The sequence below is a fragment of the Pseudomonas sp. BF-R-01 genome, assembly GCF_019946615.1.
Taxonomy (GTDB): domain Bacteria; phylum Pseudomonadota; class Gammaproteobacteria; order Pseudomonadales; family Pseudomonadaceae; genus Aquipseudomonas; species Aquipseudomonas migulae.
On the sequence record NZ_JAGYFX010000128.1, the window covers coordinates 1 to 15,270 of the forward strand.

Here is a 15,270-nt window from a genome sequence, read left to right on the forward strand (position 1 = left end):
CGGTGTGACATTCAATATTTATGTCGACTGTCACACCGCTTTCGCGAGCAAGCTTCGCTCCTACAGGGGGATGGCGGAGGTCAGGGGAGGCGTTCCAACCCGACGAACGGGCAGGCCTGAAGCAGTTCGGCCAAGGTACGGCCATCGGCCAACCGCAAATCCACTGGCGCCAACTCGGCCAGCGGATACAGAACGAACGCGCGTTCCTGCATATGGTAGTGGGGCACTTTGAGGCGTGGCTCGTCGATCAGCCGATCACCGAACAGCACGATGTCGAGATCAAGCGTGCGTGGCCCCCAGCGCTCAAGACGCTCGCGGCCCTGTCCGTTCTCGATGGCTTGCAGCGCATCGAGCAGCTCCAGCGGGGCAAGCGTGCTGTCGAGGGCGGCGACCGCGTTGGTGTAACGCGGTTGGCCAGGCAGCAGCGAGTCGCTCTGATAAAACCCGGAAACCCCGACCAGTTCGGTCTGCGGCAACCGCGCCAGCGCTTCGACGGCGCTGCGCAATTGTTCGGCGGGGTCAGCCAGGTTGCTGCCCATGCCGATGTAGATGCGTTCCATGCTTACTCGCCCGTGGTGCTCGGTGCGCCGGCTGCACGTTTGCGCTTGGCACCGCCGCTGCGGCGACGTTTGCGTGGCGCGCCAGTGCCGTCTTCCTTGCCGCTGAGGTCGCGGATCATGTCACGACGTTCGCTGTCGTTGGCGTCCTGATAATCCGTCCACCATTCGCCCAGGCCATCGGTCTGTTCGCCAGCGCTTTCGCGCAGCAGCAGGAAGTCGTAACCGGCGCGGAAACGCGGGTTGTCCAGCAGCAGGTCGGCGCGTTTGCCGCTGCGGCGCGGCAGGCGTTCCTGCATGTCCCAGATCTCGCGGATCGGCATGGTGAAGCGTTTTGGAATCGCGATCCGCTGGCACTGTTCGGCAATCAGCTCGTGCGCCGCTTCCTGCATCGCCGGAATCGGCGGCATGCCGCGTTCCTGCAAACGCAGCACGCGGGCGGGCAGGGCAGGCCACAACAGAGCTGCAAACAGGAACGCCGGGGTCACCGGTTTGTTCTGCTTGATGCGCAGGTCGGTGTTGATCAGCGCTTCGCTGATCAGGGTGTGGGTGTACGTCGGGTTGTATTCCAGCGCCTCGGCACTGGCCGGGAACAGCGGATCGAACAGCTGCAGGTCGACCAGCATCTCGAAGGTGTCCGCGGCGTGGCCGGAGAGGAACAGCTTGAGCACTTCTTCGAACAGACGGGCCGACGGGATCTCGCGCAGCATCGGTGCCAGGTCGCGGATCGGCAGGGCGCTGTGTTTTTCGATGCCGAAATTCAGCTTGGCGGCGAAACGCACGGCGCGCAGCATCCGCACCGGGTCTTCCTGGTAGCGTTGTTTCGGATCGCCGATCAGGCGGATCAGGTGGTTGCGGATGTCGTGTACGCCGTTGGCGTAGTCGAGGATGCGCTCGCTGACCGGATCGTAATACAGGGCGTTGATGGTGAAGTCGCGGCGTTGCGCGTCTTCTTCCAGCGTGCCGTAGACGTTATCGCGCAGAATGCGCCCGCTCTCGTTGCGGGAGGACTGGTTGCTGTCTTCCTCTTCATCGTTTTGCGGGTGATTGGCGCGGAAGGTCGCGACTTCAATGATTTCGCGGCCAAAGTGGATATGCACCAGTTTGAAGCGGCGGCCGATGATCCGCGCATTGCGGAATTCGGCGCGCACCTGTTCAGGGGTGGCACTGGTGGCGACGTCAAAGTCTTTCGGTGTGATGCCGAGCATCATGTCACGCACACAACCGCCGACCAGGTAAGCCTGGTAACCGGCGTTCTGCAGGCGTTCGACGATATTCACCGCGTAACGGCTGAATTGTGCCTTTTGCAGCGAGTGTTGGCCGCTGTTAAGCACTTCAGGCGTGCTGCGGATGTGTTGCGTATGACGCTTGGGAGAACGGAATGACTGGAACAGCTTCTTCAGCATGGGATGCACTGTTTGAAGGAATGTTCGGCCAAAACGAAGAATGACCGCATGATGGGCGGGGATTCTAGCATTTAGTCGGGGGATGGTGTAGGACACAGCCGATATGAGCTGTAAGCACCCCTGTAGGAGCGAGCTTGCTCGCGAAAAACTGAAGGGCGCCGCTGGGAATCTGGATTAACGCGTTATCGTTCACGACCATCGCGAGCAAGCTTGCTCCTACAGCCTAGAGCGAGTAACCGTTCCAAATCGCGGAAACTACAAGGGGAGCCGAAGCTCCCCAAGAAGTAGTTGCATGTTCTATTTTTGTTATTGGTTTCGGGCTTCTTGTTTTTGTTGAGTGCCCGCGTCATGAAGTTTTCCTTCATGACCCTCCCAATCGGGAGCCAAGAGCAAACGGATTGCTTTGGTCGCTGTGCTGCAGTGATCTTGCGATCCAACCAGTTCAGGCTCTGTCTCAAGACAGTTTTTTGTTGTTCTCGGCCTGGTCGTGGGGCAAGCCCCAAATACAACGCCTCTCCAAAAGAATCAGTTAGCTACGCCTCATGCCGTCTTGTTTTTATTGTGCGTGAGTCGATACGTCTTATTTTTATTGTCTTGTACATTGCTTGTTATTGTTCTTGTACCAAACATATAGCAGGGTGCGTGCCAACTTTTGCGAAGCCTAGCAAAACAAGGGGTTACGTCACTTGATGGGCTTTTTCGAGGCCAAAAAAAACCGGGGCTTCGTTACCGTAAGCCCCGGTTTCTGTTACGTGAAAAAACTGGGGTAACAGTTTCTTCACACAATCATGTGTTACCCGCTCAGCTCTCGCTGGCCACCCCGGTCTTGCGCCGCGGAATGCCCAGGCGTTGGCGGCGTTCCCACAGGCATTTACGGCTGACGCCCAGTTTGCGTGCCAGCTCGGTTTCGGTCATGTGGTCCTGATGTTCGAGGACGAAGTGCTGGAAGTAGTCTTCCAGTGACAGGTCTTCGGTCGGCTCATGATTGTTGTTGCCGGCGCCGTTGCCCTGTTGCGGAGGCAGGCCGATGAACTCGTCGTCTTCCAGGTCGCTCAGCTCGATGTCGATGCCCAGCAGCTCGGCGGAAATTTCCGGGCTCTCGCACAGGATGACCGCGCGTTCGACCGCGTTTTCCAGTTCGCGCACGTTGCCCGGCCAGGAGTAATGACGAATTGCCTGCTCGGCGTCTGCGGCGAACTTCAGATCGGTGCGGTTGACCCGCGCGCTCTGCCGCGCCAGGAAGGCATTGGCGATTTCGTTGACGTCGGCACCGCGCTCACGCAGGGCCGGCAGTTTCAGGGCGATCACGTGGAGGCGGTAATACAAGTCTTCACGGAACTGGCCGATCTTCGCGAGGCTCTTGAGGTCCCGGTGAGTCGCGGCGATCAAGCGCACATCGACTTTCTGCGACTGGACCGAACCGACCCGGCGAATTTCGCCTTCCTGCAACACGCGCAGCAAGCGGGCCTGGGCTTCCAGTGGCAGTTCGCCGATTTCGTCGAGGAACAAGGTGCCGCCATCAGCCGCTTCCACCAGGCCTGCACGCCCGGCGCTGGCACCGGTGAACGCGCCTTTTTCGTGGCCGAACAGTTCGGACTCGATCAGGCTTTCCGGAATCGCCGCGCAGTTCACCGAAATCATCGGTGCCTTGGCGCGCCTGGACAGGTTGTGCAGGGCGCGGGCCACCAGTTCTTTACCGGTGCCGGACTCGCCCTGGATCAGGACATTGGAATCGGTCGGCGCGACTTTGCGGATCTTGCTGTACAGATCCTGCATCGGCGGGCACGAACCGATAATGCCGATTTCGCCGTTGCTGTTGTCGACACCCGGTTTCGCCGCGCCATTGCCGGCTTTGCCGACGGCAGGTTCACCGCTGGCCTGTACCGATTGCCGGTCACGCAGGATGCGTGCGACGGCCTGGAGCATTTCGTCGTGGTCGAAAGGCTTGGCGATGTAATCCACCGCGCCCATCTTCATGGAGTCGACCGCCGAGCGCAGGCTGGCGTAGCTGGTCATGATCAGCACCGGCGTGCCCTGGCCGAGTTTGATCAACTCGGTGCCCGGCGCGCCAGGCAAACGCAGGTCGCTGACGATCAGGTCGAACGTGGGAATGGTGAAGCGTTCTTGTGCTTCCTGCACTGAACCGGCTTCGCTGACCTGGTACTGGTTACGTTCCAGCAGGCGGCGCAAGGCGGAGCGGATAATTGTTTCGTCTTCGACGATCAAAATGTGCGGCATTGATTCGATACTCTCGACGGTCTCAGTTCACAGCGGACGTCGCTTCGACATGACGCGGCAAGGTCACCCGGATACGGGTGCCGCGTTGGCTTTGAACATCAGCCGGGCTGTCGATGGTGATTTGTCCATAATGCTCTTCAACGATGGAATAGACCAGTGCAAGGCCCAGACCGGTGCCTTCGCCAGGATCCTTGGTGGTGAAGAAAGGTTCGAACAACCTATCCATGATGCTCGATGGAATACCGCTGCCTTCGTCTTCCACGATCAGGTCGACCGTGTGTTCGCCGGCTTCGCTTTTTACCCGCACCGCACTGCCGGGAGGCGAGGCGTCACGGGCGTTTGAGAGCAGGTTGATCAGTACTTGGGCGAGTCGCTGCGGATCGCCTTCGACCCAGTGATCGGGGTCGCACAGGTTGTAGAACTGCACTTCGAAATTGCGTCGGTTCAGGGCCAGCAAACCAATGGCGTCCTGGGCCACTTCGGCCAGACAGACGGGCTCGTCGTTGTGCTGATGACTGCCGGCGTGGGCGAAACTCATCAGCGACTGGACGATGCGCGATACGCGTTTGGTCTGTTCCAGAATCTGCCCGCTGATTTCCTTCAGCTCGCCATCGTCTTCGCGTTCTTCGCGCAGGTTCTGCGCCAGGCAAGCGATGCCGGTGATCGGGTTGCCGATTTCATGGGCCACGCCCGCAGCGAGGCGGCCGATACTGGCCAGGCGCTCGGAGTGCACCAGTTTGTCTTCGAGCATCTGCGTTTCGGTGAGGTCTTCCACCAGCAATACCAAACCACTGTTACCCGGCGCGAGCGGTTCGTCGATCGCCGCTTTGTGCAGGTTCAGCCAGCGGGTCTGGCCATCAAGGGCCAGATGTTGCTTGTGCAAATGCTCGTCCGGCAGATTGATGAAGCCTTGCAGCAGTTCTTTCCACGGATCGGCGATGGTGCTCAGGCGCGAACCGACCACACGCTGCGCGGCGATTCCGGTCAGCTCCTCCATGGCTTTGTTCCACATGAGGATTTCCTGATCCTTGGCCAGCGAGCAAACGCCCATCGGCAATTCCTGCAGGGTCTGGCGGTGGTAGCGGCGCAGGGCATCGAGTTCGGCAGCCAGGCCGGTCAGGCGCGAGTGGTAATCCTCGAGGCGGCTTTCGATGAAGTGAATGTCTTCGGTGACGTAGTTTTCGCCGCCGGCCTTATAAGGCAGGAAGGTCTCGACCATGTCCTGCGCCACGCTCGGGCCCATCAGGCCGGAGAGGTTGGCTTCGATCCGGTCGCGCAAGCGGCGCAAGGCGTAAGGCCGGCGCTCGTCGAACGGCAGGTAGAGATCGCGCAGCGCTTGTTCGACTTCTTTCTGCGCTGCCTTGGCGCCCAAGGGTTTGGCCAGTTGCGTGGCGAATTCCTGAGGCGAGGCGGCGTGCAACTCCCGACGTTGCGGGCGACGCACGTTGTCCACGGCGCAAGCTTCGGCGGCGCTGGCTTCTTCGGGGCTGGCGTTGGTGAACAGCGAAATCAGGGTGAACATCAGTACGTTGGCGGCCAACGAGGCGATTGCGGCCATGTGCCAACTGGTGTCGTCCAGCACGTAGATCATGTTCAGCAGCGGAATGTAGAAGCCTTGCAGGTTGCCGACCAGCGGCAACAGCATGGTCACCAGCCACACCAGAATCCCCGCCAGCAAACCGGCGATGAAGCCACGGCGGTTGGCGGTCGGCCAGTACAGAACGGACAGCACGCCCGGCAGGAACTGCAACGTCGCCACAAACGCGACGATGCCGAGGTTGGCCAGGTCCTGCTCTGCGCCCAGCAGCAGATAGAAACCGTAACCGGCCATGATGATCGCGACGATCAGCGCCCGACGTGTCCATTTCAACCAGCGGTAGATGTTGCCTTCGGCCGGTGGCTGATAGAGCGGCAGCACCAGGTGGTTCAGCGCCATCCCGGACAGGGCCAGGGTGGTGACGATGATCAGCCCGCTGGCGGCCGATAGCCCGCCGACATACGCCAGCAGCGCCAAGGCTTTGCTGTTGGCGGCAATACCGATGCCCAGCGTGAAGTATTCCGGATTGGTCGTGGCCCCCAGTTTCAGGCCGGCCCAGAGAATCAGCGGCACCGCCAGGCTCATCAACAGCAGGAACAACGGCAAGCCCCAACTCGCGCTGACCAGCGAGCGCGGGTTGAGGTTTTCGGTAAAGGTCATGTGGTACATGTGCGGCATCACAATCGCCGAGGCGAAGAACACCAGCAACAGCGTGCGCCACGGGCCTTCCTGCAAAGGCGTGTGCAACGCGGCGAGGGCGGTCTGGTTTTGCAGCAGCCACAGTTCCAGCTGTTGCGGGCCGTCGAACACGCCGTACAGTGCATACAAACCAACGCCGCCAATGGCGATCAGCTTGATCACCGACTCGAAGGCAATGGCAAACACCAGGCCTTCGTGTTTCTCGCGGGTGGCGATGTGGCGCGAGCCGAAGAAAATCGTGAACAGTGTAATCAGCGCGCAAAAGCTCAGGGCCACGCGATGCTGCACCGGTTCGCGGGTGAGGATGCCGATGGAGTCCGCCACGGCCTGAATCTGCAGGGCCAGCAACGGCAGCACGCCGATCAGCATGAAGATCGTGGTCAGTGCGCCGGCCCAGGTACTGCGAAAGCGGAACGCGAACAGGTCGGCCAGCGACGACAGTTGATACGTGCGAGTGATCTTCAGGATCGGATACAGCAACACCGGCGCGAGCAGAAATGCCCCGGAAACCCCAAGGTAGCTGGAGAGAAAGCCGTAGCCGTACTGATAGGCAAGGCCCACCGTGCCGTAAAACGCCCAGGCACTGGCGTAAACGCCCAGCGACAGGGTGTAAGTCAGGGGGTGGCGAATGATCGCCCGGGGGATCATGCCCCGTTCGCTGATCCAGGCGACGCCGAACAGCACCGCCAGGTACGCGGCGCTGATCAGGATCATCTGGGTCAGGCTAAAGCTCATCGGCATCTTTTTGGCTCTGCAGGATGAAGGTCACGACGATCAGAATCAGCCAGAGCAGATACGGGCGATACCAGGCGCCAGTGGCGTCGATCCACCAATCCATGATGGCCGGGGAAAACAGGTAAATCCCCACTACCAGGAGCAGGACCAAGCGATAGATGTACATCCCGGCCTCTCTTTTTTATGCGCGTGCCCGAAAACGTGCGGCGATGGTAACGGATGGGCGCGCCACTGCAAGTCTGATCACTGTAGTTGCGCTTCGGGCAGGTTGAGTGTGCGCGGGATCTTCAGCGCGTCCCAGTGGGCGATGCCCCAGTTCAGCACTTCCCCTGGTGTGGCGTACGCCAGTTCTGTGCCGGGATTTTGCCCGAGTGCGCGCAATGCGCGCAGCAACAACGGTGTTGCCTGGTCTTCGGTCAGCGGCGGCGAACGGTAGGACTTGCCGAGCTTGTTGCCGTCAGGCTGGGTAATCAGCGGGATGTGCAGATAGCGCGGTTGCGAAAAACCCAGTAGTTCTTGCAGATAGAGCTGGCGTGGCGTGGAGTCCAGCAGGTCGGCGCCACGGACGATGTCGGTGATGCCTTGCCAGGCATCATCAAGCACCACCGCCAGTTGATAGGCGTAGAGCCCGTCGCGGCGGCGGATCACGAAATCACCGACGTCCCGCCCCAGGTGTTGACGGTACTCGCCCTGCACGCGGTCGATGAAGTGGTATTCCAGCTCAGGCACGCGCAGTCGAATGGCGGCATCTTCAGTGCAATGGCCCGCATTGCGACACAAACCCGGATAAATGCCGTGATAGGGCTCCAGTTGTTTGCGCGAGCACGTGCAGGCGTAGGCCAGGCCGTGATTGAACAGGCGATTGAGCACTTCGGCGTAGGCGTCGTGGCGGTCGCTCTGTCGGACCATTTCGCCGTCCCATTCGAAACCGTAGCTTTCCAGCGCCTTGAGGATGGCCGCTTGGGCACCGGGTTCTTCCCGTGGCGGATCAAGGTCTTCCATGCGCATCAACCAGCGCCCGCCCACCGAGCGCGCATCGAGGTACGAGGCCAGCGCTGCGACCAGTGAACCGAAATGCAGATGGCCGCTTGGCGTGGGGGCGAAGCGTCCGATGTAGGCGGGGGCGATGGCGGTCATAAGGCGATTTCAGGCTGTCCAATCGTTTTGAGCATGGCTTGAAGCCGCCTTCGCGAGCAAGCTTCGCTCCTACAAAGGCCGGCGCAATCTCCTGTAGGAGCGAAGCTTGCTCGCGAAGGCGATTCCGAAGACGCAATAAACATCAGCAAATATCAGAAACAAAAACGGAGCGTTCGCACGCTCCGTTCTTCGTTCAAGTCGCAATTACTTGCCGACTTGCTTTTCCTTGATTTCCGCCAGGGTCTTGCAGTCAACGCACATGTCGGCGGTAGGGCGTGCTTCCAGTCGCTTGACGCCGATCTCGACGCCGCAGGACTCGCACCAGCCATATTCTTCGTCTTCGATCAATTGCAGCGTCTTGTCGATCTTCTTGATCAACTTGCGCTCGCGGTCACGGGCGCGCAATTCAAGGCTGAATTCTTCTTCCTGGCTGGCACGGTCTGCCGGGTCAGGGAAGTTGGCCGCCTCGTCTTTCATGTGATCAACCGTGCGGTCGACTTCCTGCATCAAGTCCTGTTTCCACTTGTTCAGGATCTTGGTGAAGTGAGCGCGCATGGGTTTGCCCATGTACTCCTCGCCCTTTACTTCTTTGTAGGGTTCGAAGCCGCTGATCGACTGATTTTGCTGCTTTGCTTGGGTGGGCATGAAATGGACCGCCTCTACTCTTGTAATCCATCTGCGCAGGATTGCTCCATCACCGACACCTGCCGGCCCTGCGGCTGCAAGCGGGCGAACTTACCAGATCAAATCGGGCCGCGCTACTCCCGGATGTCGAGGTAGTGGCCCGAAGGGCTTGCAAATGATTGCAAAGCCTTGACCGGTGGTGCTGGAGACCTGATCAATTAATGATTTTAGTCAAACCTTGCGCACTCGCATGGGTCGTTTGTGGCCAAGGTCTTAACGCGTCTGACCGCTTTAGGTTCTCGCTCGTTCCTGCGCTTGGGTAGAATCGGTTTTTTTTACCCTGTTGAAGGAAGGCTCATGGCTCAGTCCTACAGTGCCCGCAGTCGCGCGATCGAACCGTTCCATGTCATGGCGCTGCTGGCGCGGGCCAATGAACTGCAAGCTGCCGGCCACGACGTTATCCACCTGGAAATCGGCGAGCCGGATTTCACCACCGCCGAGCCGATCATCCAGGCCGGCCAGGCCGCGCTGACGGCGGGGAAAACCCGTTACACCGCCGCCCGTGGCATTCCCGAGCTGCGTGAGGCCATTTCCAGCTTCTATCAGCAGCGTTACGGTTTGAACATCGATCCGCGGCGAATCCTCATCACCCCCGGCGGTTCCGGCGCGTTGCTGCTGGCCAGTGCGTTGCTGGTGGATCCGGGCAAACACTGGCTGCTGGCGGACCCGGGTTACCCCTGCAACCGGCATTTCCTGCGGTTGGTGGAAGGCGCGGCACAGCTTGTTCCTGTCGGTCCGGAGGTGCGTTACCAACTGACACCGGACTTGATCGACCGTCATTGGGATCACGACAGCGTCGGCGCGCTGGTGGCGTCGCCGGCCAACCCGACCGGAACCCTCCTGACCCGCGATGAGCTGGCGGGCCTGTCGACCGCGATCAAGGCGCGGCATGGCCATCTGGTGGTGGACGAGATCTATCACGGCCTGACTTACGGCACCGATGCCACCAGCGTGCTGGAAGTCGATGACAGCGCCTTCGTACTGAATAGTTTTTCAAAGTATTTCGGCATGACCGGCTGGCGACTCGGTTGGCTGGTGGCGCCGGAAGCGGCGGTCGGCGAACTGGAAAAACTCGCACAGAACCTCTACATCAGCGCCCCGAGCATGGCCCAGCATGCCGCGCTGGCCTGTTTCGAGCCTGCGACCATCGCCATTCTTGAAGAGCGTCGCGCCGAGTTTGGTCGGCGCCGGGATTTTCTGCTGCCTGCACTGCGAGAGTTGGGTTTCGGCATCGCCGTTGAACCCGAAGGCGCGTTCTATTTGTATGCCGATATCAGCAAGTTCGGCGGCGATGCCTTCGCGTTCTGTCGGCATTTCCTTGAAACCGAGCACGTTGCGATTACGCCGGGCCTCGACTTCGGGCGTTTTCAGGCCGGCCACCACGTGCGGTTTGCCTACACCCAAAGCCTTCCGCGTTTGCAGGAAGCGGTCGAACGCATCGCTCGCGGCTTGAAGAGCTGGCAAGGCTGATGCGGTTCAATCCTACCCTCGAAGAAGGTCGACTGATCCGACGTTACAAGCGTTTTCTCGCCGATATCGAAACCGTTCACGGCGAGTTGCTGACCATTCACTGCCCGAACACCGGCTCGATGCTCAATTGTCAGGTGGAGGGCGGGCAGGTCTGGTTCAGTCGCTCCAATGATCCCAAGCGCAAATTACCCGGCACTTGGGAAATCGGCGAGACCCCTCAAGGTCGCTTGTTCTGCGTGAACACCGGGCGCGCCAACGGTTTGATTGAGGAAGCACTGCGGGGCGGCGTCATTACTGAACTCAACGGCTTCACTGAACTGAAACGCGAAGTGGCCTACGGGCAGGAGAACAGTCGCATCGACTTTCGCCTCGATTACCCAAGCGGGCCGGCGTATGTGGAAGTCAAAAGTGTGACGTTGGGCTTCGATGGCTCATCGGTGGCGGCGTTTCCCGATGCGGTCACTCAGCGTGGTGCCAAGCATTTGCGGGAACTGGCGCATCTGGCGCGGGACGGGATCCGTGCGGTGCAGTTGTATTGCGTGAACCTCACCGGCATCGATGCCGTGCGTCCTGCTGAGGAAATCGATTCGGCCTACGCGGCCGCTTTGCGAGAAGCGGTGGCGTGCGGTGTTGAAGTCCTGGCTTACGGCGTGCGGTTGACCCACGAGGAAATGCGGGTCGAGCGGCGTCTTGAGGTGCTGCTCAACGGTTAAAGGCTGACCCAGATTCCTTGAGCGTCTTCGCGACATTCAATGGTGGTCAGGGATTGTCCGGCGCATGGGCCGGCGACGCACTCGCCGTCTTCGATCAGGAACAGTGCGCCGTGGGTGGCGCACTGGATCAGGCTGTTGCTGGGGTCGAGAAACCGGTCGGGTGTCCATTCCAGCCCGACGCCACGGTGTGGGCAACGGTTGATATAGACATAGACCTGACCGTTCCGGCGTACGGCGAATAGCTTCTCGCCGTCGATTTCGAAACCGCGGCTGCTGGATTCGGCCAGCTCAGCGCCTGCGCAAAGAAACTTCATGTCTATCCTCAAGTGCGGCGGCTCGTGACTGGATATGTCCGAGCTTGACGTTCAAATGCAAACAATTATCAAATGGCCGCTTCGCCCGTCGGGTGCAGGTGCCGGATGCCGAGGATACTTGGCCTGTCACTTCAATGCCTGGGAAAACCATTAAAGGAAGCTGTTTATGCGCCTGAGTACCCGCGTTGCTGCGCTCTGTGCCGGACTTCTCGTCAGCCACCACGCCGCAGCGGCCGAGTTGCCACAACGCTGGGTCAGCGCCGGTGGGGCCTTGTCGGAGTGGGTCAGCGCGCTCGGCGGCGAATCGAAACTGGTCGGTGTCGACACCACCAGCCAGCACCCGGAATCGCTCAAGGCGTTACCAAGCATCGGTTATCAGCGGCAGCTGTCGGCGGAGGGCATCTTGAGCTTACGCCCGCAGATCCTGGTCGGCACCGAAGAAATGGGGCCGCCGCCGGTGATTTCGCAGATTCGCACGGCGGGGGTGCAAGTCGAACTGTTTTCGGCTCAGCCGGATCTGCCGACGTTGCAGGCTAACTTGCAGCAGTTGGGCAAATTGCTCGGCGCCGAGGAAAAGGCTGCGCAACTGTTCCAGGGCTATCAACAGCAGCTCGATCAGCAAAAGGTTCGGGTCACCAATGCGCAGCTGACGCAGCCCTCACCGGGTGTGCTGGTGCTGCTCGGTCATGCGGGCGGCAAGCCTCTTATCGCTGGCAAGGACACCGCGGCTGATTGGATGATTCAAAAGGCCGGTGGGCACAACCTGGCGACGCACACCGGTTACAAACCTTTTTCCAACGAGTCCTTGATCAGCCTGGACCCCGAGGTGCTGGTGTTTGCCGACCGCGCACTGAGCGGCGAGGCGGCGCGTGCGGCGCTGTTCAAGGAAAACCCTATTCTGTCTTCCACTCGCGCCGCCAAGGACGGGCGCGTCATGGAGCTCGATCCAACGCTGCTGGTGGGTGGGCTAGGCCCGCGATTGCCCGAGGCGTTGAAAAAGATCAGTGACGGTTTCTATCCCGGCACTGTTGCTCAATGACCGTCCTGGTAAAACCCCGGGCGTTGTTCATCGGCCTGAGCCTGCTGTGTTTGCTGGCGATCTGGCTGTCGTTGGCGCTCGGTCCGGTGAGCCTGCCGTTGCTCGATACCTTGCGTGCAGCGTTACGCATGATCGGCCTGCCCTTTGCGCCTGACGGACTGGAGCAGGCCGAGCTGATCCTCGGGCAGATTCGCCTGCCGCGTACCTTGTTGGGATTGGCGGTGGGTGGTGTGCTGGCATTGTCGGGCGTGGCGATGCAGGGCTTGTTTCGCAACCCATTGGCCGATCCGGGGTTGGTGGGCGTTTCCGGTGGCGCGGCATTAGGCGCGGCCATTGCAATTGTCGGTGGCTCGGCGTTTGGTGGGTTGCCGGAATTCCTCGGGCCGTACCTTTTATCGCTGTGCGCGTTTCTCGGCGGGCTCGGCGTGACAGCGATGGTGTATCGACTGGGTCGGCGCAACGGGCAAACCGATGTCGCAACCATGCTGTTGGCGGGTCTCGCTTTGACGGCGCTGGCCGGCTCGATCGTGGGGCTGTTTACCTACCTGGCAGATGACACGACACTGCGAACGCTGACCTTCTGGAATCTGGGCAGTCTGAACGGTGCCAGTTATTCGCGACTCTGGCCGTTACTGTTGATCAGTGCCGGCGTGGCGCTGTGGTTGCCGCGTCGCGCCAAGGCGTTGAATGCGTTGTTGCTGGGCGAGTCGGAGGCCGGACACCTGGGCATCGACGTCGAAAAGCTCAAGCGTGAGTTGGTGCTTTGCACGGCGTTGGGTGTCGGCGCGGCGGTGGCAGCGGCGGGGATGATCGGCTTTGTCGGGCTGGTGGTGCCGCATCTGGTGCGTCTGCTGGCCGGGCCCGATCATCGGGTGTTGCTGCCGGCCTCGGTGCTGGCGGGCGCCAGTCTCCTGTTGTTCGCGGATCTGGTGGCGCGACTGGCCTTGGCGCCGGCGGAGTTGCCGATCGGAATCGTCACCGCGATGATCGGTGCGCCGGTCTTTCTTTATCTATTGCTGCGAGGGCGTGCCTGATGTTGCGAACGCAAAATCTGCACATCCGCCGAGGCCGCAAGATTGTCCTGATGGATATTACGCTTGAACTCAAACCGGGAGAGGTCCTCGGCGTGCTGGGGCCTAACGGTGCGGGCAAAAGTACGTTGCTGGGCGCCTTGTGCGGCGAGTTGCAGGCTGATCATGCCAGCGTGTGGCTCGATGAGCGCGAGTTGCGTGACTGGACTGGCGCGCAACGAGCGCAACGCCTGGCGGTATTGCCACAAGTCTCGACCTTGAACTTCGCCTTTCGCGTCGAGGAAGTCGTCGGCATGGGGCGCTTGCCGCACCAGACCGGCCGGGTCCGCGATGACGAAATCGTCGCCGCCGCGTTGCAGGCTGCCGATGCCGGGCATTTGAGTGGTCGCAGCTATCTGGCATTGTCCGGCGGCGAACGTCAGCGCGTGCATCTGGCGCGGGTGCTGGCGCAACTCTGGCCGGGCGAGGCGGGGCAAACGCTGTTGCTCGACGAGCCGACTTCGATGCTTGATCCGCTGCATCAACACACCACCTTGCAAGCGGTGCGCGAGTTCGCCGATCGTGGCGCGTCCGTGTTGGTGATCCTGCATGATCTGAATCTGGCGGCGCGCTATTGTGATCGCTTGTTGTTGCTCGAAGGCGGGCGCCCGGTCGCGCTCGATACCCCGGAGCAAGTGTTGCGTCCGGAACCGCTCAAGGCGGTATTCGGGCTGGACGTCTTGGTGCAGCAGCACCCGGAGCGTGGGCATCCGCTGATCATCGCCCGCTGAGTCATTGATAGAGGGTGTGGGTATGCGTGTGATGGTGATTCTGGCGGTGCTGATGCTGAGTGCTTGTCAGCATGTTTCGACGCCGCCGGTCACCGGCGAGATTCGCGACTTGCGCAGTGGTCAGACGCTGACGGCGCAGGAACTGCTGGCGCGTCTGGCCAAGCCGTCGCGACTGATCGTGGGGGAGCAGCATGACAATCGCGATCACCATGAACTGCAACGCTGGTTATTGCAGGCGCTGGGAGAGCGGCGCCCGCAAGGCAGCCTGCTGCTGGAAATGCTCACGCCGGATCAACAGCTGCGTGTCGATGACGTTCGCCACGCCTCGACGCTGCCCTCGGATTTGCCTGGTGCATTAGCCTGGCAACCTGGCTGGGACTGGAATCTGTATGGGCCGATCGTTCGTTTCACCCTGGCCCAACCGTATCCGCTGCTGGCCGCCAACCTGGACACTGTCGAGGTGCGTGCTTTTTACGCCCGGCCGCCGACATTAAGCGGCGCTCGCTCCAATGCCACGTCGGTCAAGGATGAGTTACTGGCACAGATCAGCGGTTCCCATTGTGGCCTGCTGCCCGAATCGCAAATGCCGGCGATGCTCGCCGTCCAGCAGCAACGTGACCGGCGCATGGCCGAGCGGCTGTTGGCTGCACCCACCCCTTCATTGCTGTTCGCCGGCGCTTACCATGCGCGAAAGGATGTCGGCGTGCCGATCCATGCGCTTGATCTGGGAGCGCCCGAAGCCCCCGTGGTTTTAATGCTGGCGCAGCAAGGTGGCGAAGTCACGGCGGCGATGGCCGATTACGTCTGGTACACGCCTGCCACGCCTGCGCCGGATTACTGTGCAGAGATGCGCAAGGGCCAGCCAAAATCAAACCCCTAAGCCACGGCTAAACCGATCCCTTGTAGGAGCCGGCTTGCCGGCGATAGCGATGTATCAGTC

14 protein-coding genes are annotated in these 15,270 nt (G+C 60.8%); 6 read left to right on the forward strand and 8 right to left on the reverse strand.

Annotation, left to right across the window (positions count from 1 at the left end; translation table 11 throughout):
* Positions 1–80: 80 nt before the first annotated feature.
* The 7 genes from folK to dksA form a co-directional block, all read right to left on the reverse strand.
* Positions 81–560, reverse strand: coding sequence for a 2-amino-4-hydroxy-6-hydroxymethyldihydropteridine diphosphokinase (folK, locus tag KGB27_RS28120; RefSeq protein ID WP_223416200.1), 480 nt, complete (start codon positions 558–560; stop codon positions 81–83).
* Positions 561–562: 2 nt separating this feature from the next.
* Entirely contained in the window at positions 563–1,963 is a 1,401-nt protein-coding gene (locus KGB27_RS28125; protein ID WP_008033187.1) for a polynucleotide adenylyltransferase PcnB, read from the reverse strand.
* Positions 1,964–2,764: 801 nt separating this feature from the next.
* Entirely contained in the window at positions 2,765–4,201 is a 1,437-nt protein-coding gene (locus tag KGB27_RS28130) for a sigma-54-dependent transcriptional regulator (protein WP_008036379.1), read from the reverse strand.
* Between the two features lie 22 nt (positions 4,202–4,223).
* Positions 4,224–7,178 (reverse strand): sensor histidine kinase, encoded by a 2,955-nt coding sequence (locus KGB27_RS28135; RefSeq protein WP_008033180.1) that lies wholly within the window; start codon positions 7,176–7,178, stop codon positions 4,224–4,226.
* Positions 7,162–7,338: a hypothetical protein gene (locus KGB27_RS28140; RefSeq protein ID WP_003176118.1), complete on the reverse strand. Its 177-nt coding sequence runs from the start codon at positions 7,336–7,338 to the stop codon at positions 7,162–7,164. The genes KGB27_RS28135 and KGB27_RS28140 overlap by 17 nt, the downstream gene beginning before the upstream one ends.
* A 77-nt stretch (positions 7,339–7,415) precedes the next feature.
* Positions 7,416–8,309 carry a tRNA glutamyl-Q(34) synthetase GluQRS gene (gene gluQRS, locus KGB27_RS28145; protein WP_263290159.1) on the reverse strand — a complete coding sequence of 298 codons (894 nt, stop codon included), beginning with the start codon at positions 8,307–8,309 and terminating at the stop codon, positions 7,416–7,418.
* Positions 8,310–8,513: 204 nt separating this feature from the next.
* Positions 8,514–8,954, reverse strand: a complete 441-nt coding sequence (gene dksA, locus KGB27_RS28150) for an RNA polymerase-binding protein DksA (RefSeq protein ID WP_007902025.1) — start codon at positions 8,952–8,954, stop codon at positions 8,514–8,516.
* Between the two features lie 336 nt (positions 8,955–9,290).
* On the opposite strand from dksA, the gene KGB27_RS28155 reads away from it, so the two are divergent.
* Together KGB27_RS28155 and sfsA are read left to right on the forward strand one after the other, a co-directional pair.
* Positions 9,291–10,463: a pyridoxal phosphate-dependent aminotransferase gene (locus KGB27_RS28155; protein WP_192227982.1), complete on the forward strand. Its 1,173-nt coding sequence runs from the start codon at positions 9,291–9,293 to the stop codon at positions 10,461–10,463.
* Positions 10,463–11,176, forward strand: coding sequence for a DNA/RNA nuclease SfsA (gene sfsA, locus KGB27_RS28160; RefSeq protein WP_223557158.1), 714 nt, complete (start codon positions 10,463–10,465; stop codon positions 11,174–11,176). Before KGB27_RS28155 ends, sfsA begins: the two co-directional genes overlap by 1 nt.
* On the opposite strand, the gene KGB27_RS28165 is transcribed toward sfsA, so the two are convergent.
* Entirely contained in the window at positions 11,173–11,490 is a 318-nt protein-coding gene (locus tag KGB27_RS28165) for a Rieske (2Fe-2S) protein (protein ID WP_223416203.1), read from the reverse strand. The two genes, sfsA and KGB27_RS28165, sit on opposite strands and share 4 nt — an antisense overlap.
* Positions 11,491–11,656: 166 nt before the next feature.
* Between KGB27_RS28165 and KGB27_RS28170 the strand changes: the two genes are divergently transcribed.
* The 4 genes from KGB27_RS28170 to KGB27_RS28185 are packed head-to-tail and all read left to right on the forward strand — an operon-like array spanning position 11,657 to position 15,210.
* Complete coding sequence (locus tag KGB27_RS28170) at positions 11,657–12,529, forward strand: hemin ABC transporter substrate-binding protein (RefSeq protein ID WP_223557160.1); 873 nt, start codon at positions 11,657–11,659, stop codon at positions 12,527–12,529.
* Positions 12,530–12,579: 50 nt separating this feature from the next.
* Positions 12,580–13,563 (forward strand): FecCD family ABC transporter permease, encoded by a 984-nt coding sequence (locus KGB27_RS28175; protein ID WP_223437586.1) that lies wholly within the window; start codon positions 12,580–12,582, stop codon positions 13,561–13,563.
* Positions 13,563–14,330, forward strand: a complete 768-nt coding sequence (locus tag KGB27_RS28180) for a heme ABC transporter ATP-binding protein (RefSeq protein ID WP_008036387.1) — start codon at positions 13,563–13,565, stop codon at positions 14,328–14,330. The genes KGB27_RS28175 and KGB27_RS28180 overlap by 1 nt, the downstream gene beginning before the upstream one ends.
* A gap of 22 nt (positions 14,331–14,352) precedes the next feature.
* On the forward strand, positions 14,353–15,210 hold the full coding sequence (locus KGB27_RS28185; protein WP_223557162.1) for a ChaN family lipoprotein: 858 nt from the start codon (positions 14,353–14,355) through the stop codon (positions 15,208–15,210).
* Positions 15,211–15,270 lie beyond the last annotated feature (60 nt).

Excerpts from the sequence above, each read along its gene's own strand:
- KGB27_RS28135 (WP_008033180.1), bottom strand. The coding sequence starts at position 7,178 with ATGCCGATGAGCTTTAGCCTGACCCAGATGATCCTGATCAGCGCCGCG.
- gluQRS (WP_263290159.1), bottom strand. The coding sequence starts at position 8,309 with ATGACCGCCATCGCCCCCGCCTACATCGGACGCTTCGCCCCCACGCCA.
- KGB27_RS28140 (WP_003176118.1), bottom strand. The coding sequence starts at position 7,338 with ATGTACATCTATCGCTTGGTCCTGCTCCTGGTAGTGGGGATTTACCTG.
- KGB27_RS28165 (WP_223416203.1), bottom strand. The coding sequence starts at position 11,490 with ATGAAGTTTCTTTGCGCAGGCGCTGAGCTGGCCGAATCCAGCAGCCGC.
- dksA (WP_007902025.1), bottom strand. The coding sequence starts at position 8,954 with ATGCCCACCCAAGCAAAGCAGCAAAATCAGTCGATCAGCGGCTTCGAA.
- sfsA (WP_223557158.1), top strand. The coding sequence starts at position 10,463 with ATGCGGTTCAATCCTACCCTCGAAGAAGGTCGACTGATCCGACGTTAC.
- KGB27_RS28125 (WP_008033187.1), bottom strand. The coding sequence starts at position 1,963 with ATGCTGAAGAAGCTGTTCCAGTCATTCCGTTCTCCCAAGCGTCATACG.
- KGB27_RS28180 (WP_008036387.1), top strand. The coding sequence starts at position 13,563 with ATGTTGCGAACGCAAAATCTGCACATCCGCCGAGGCCGCAAGATTGTC.
- folK (WP_223416200.1), bottom strand. The coding sequence starts at position 560 with ATGGAACGCATCTACATCGGCATGGGCAGCAACCTGGCTGACCCCGCC.
- KGB27_RS28170 (WP_223557160.1), top strand. The coding sequence starts at position 11,657 with ATGCGCCTGAGTACCCGCGTTGCTGCGCTCTGTGCCGGACTTCTCGTC.
- KGB27_RS28130 (WP_008036379.1), bottom strand. The coding sequence starts at position 4,201 with ATGCCGCACATTTTGATCGTCGAAGACGAAACAATTATCCGCTCCGCC.
- KGB27_RS28155 (WP_192227982.1), top strand. The coding sequence starts at position 9,291 with ATGGCTCAGTCCTACAGTGCCCGCAGTCGCGCGATCGAACCGTTCCAT.
- KGB27_RS28185 (WP_223557162.1), top strand. The coding sequence starts at position 14,353 with ATGCGTGTGATGGTGATTCTGGCGGTGCTGATGCTGAGTGCTTGTCAG.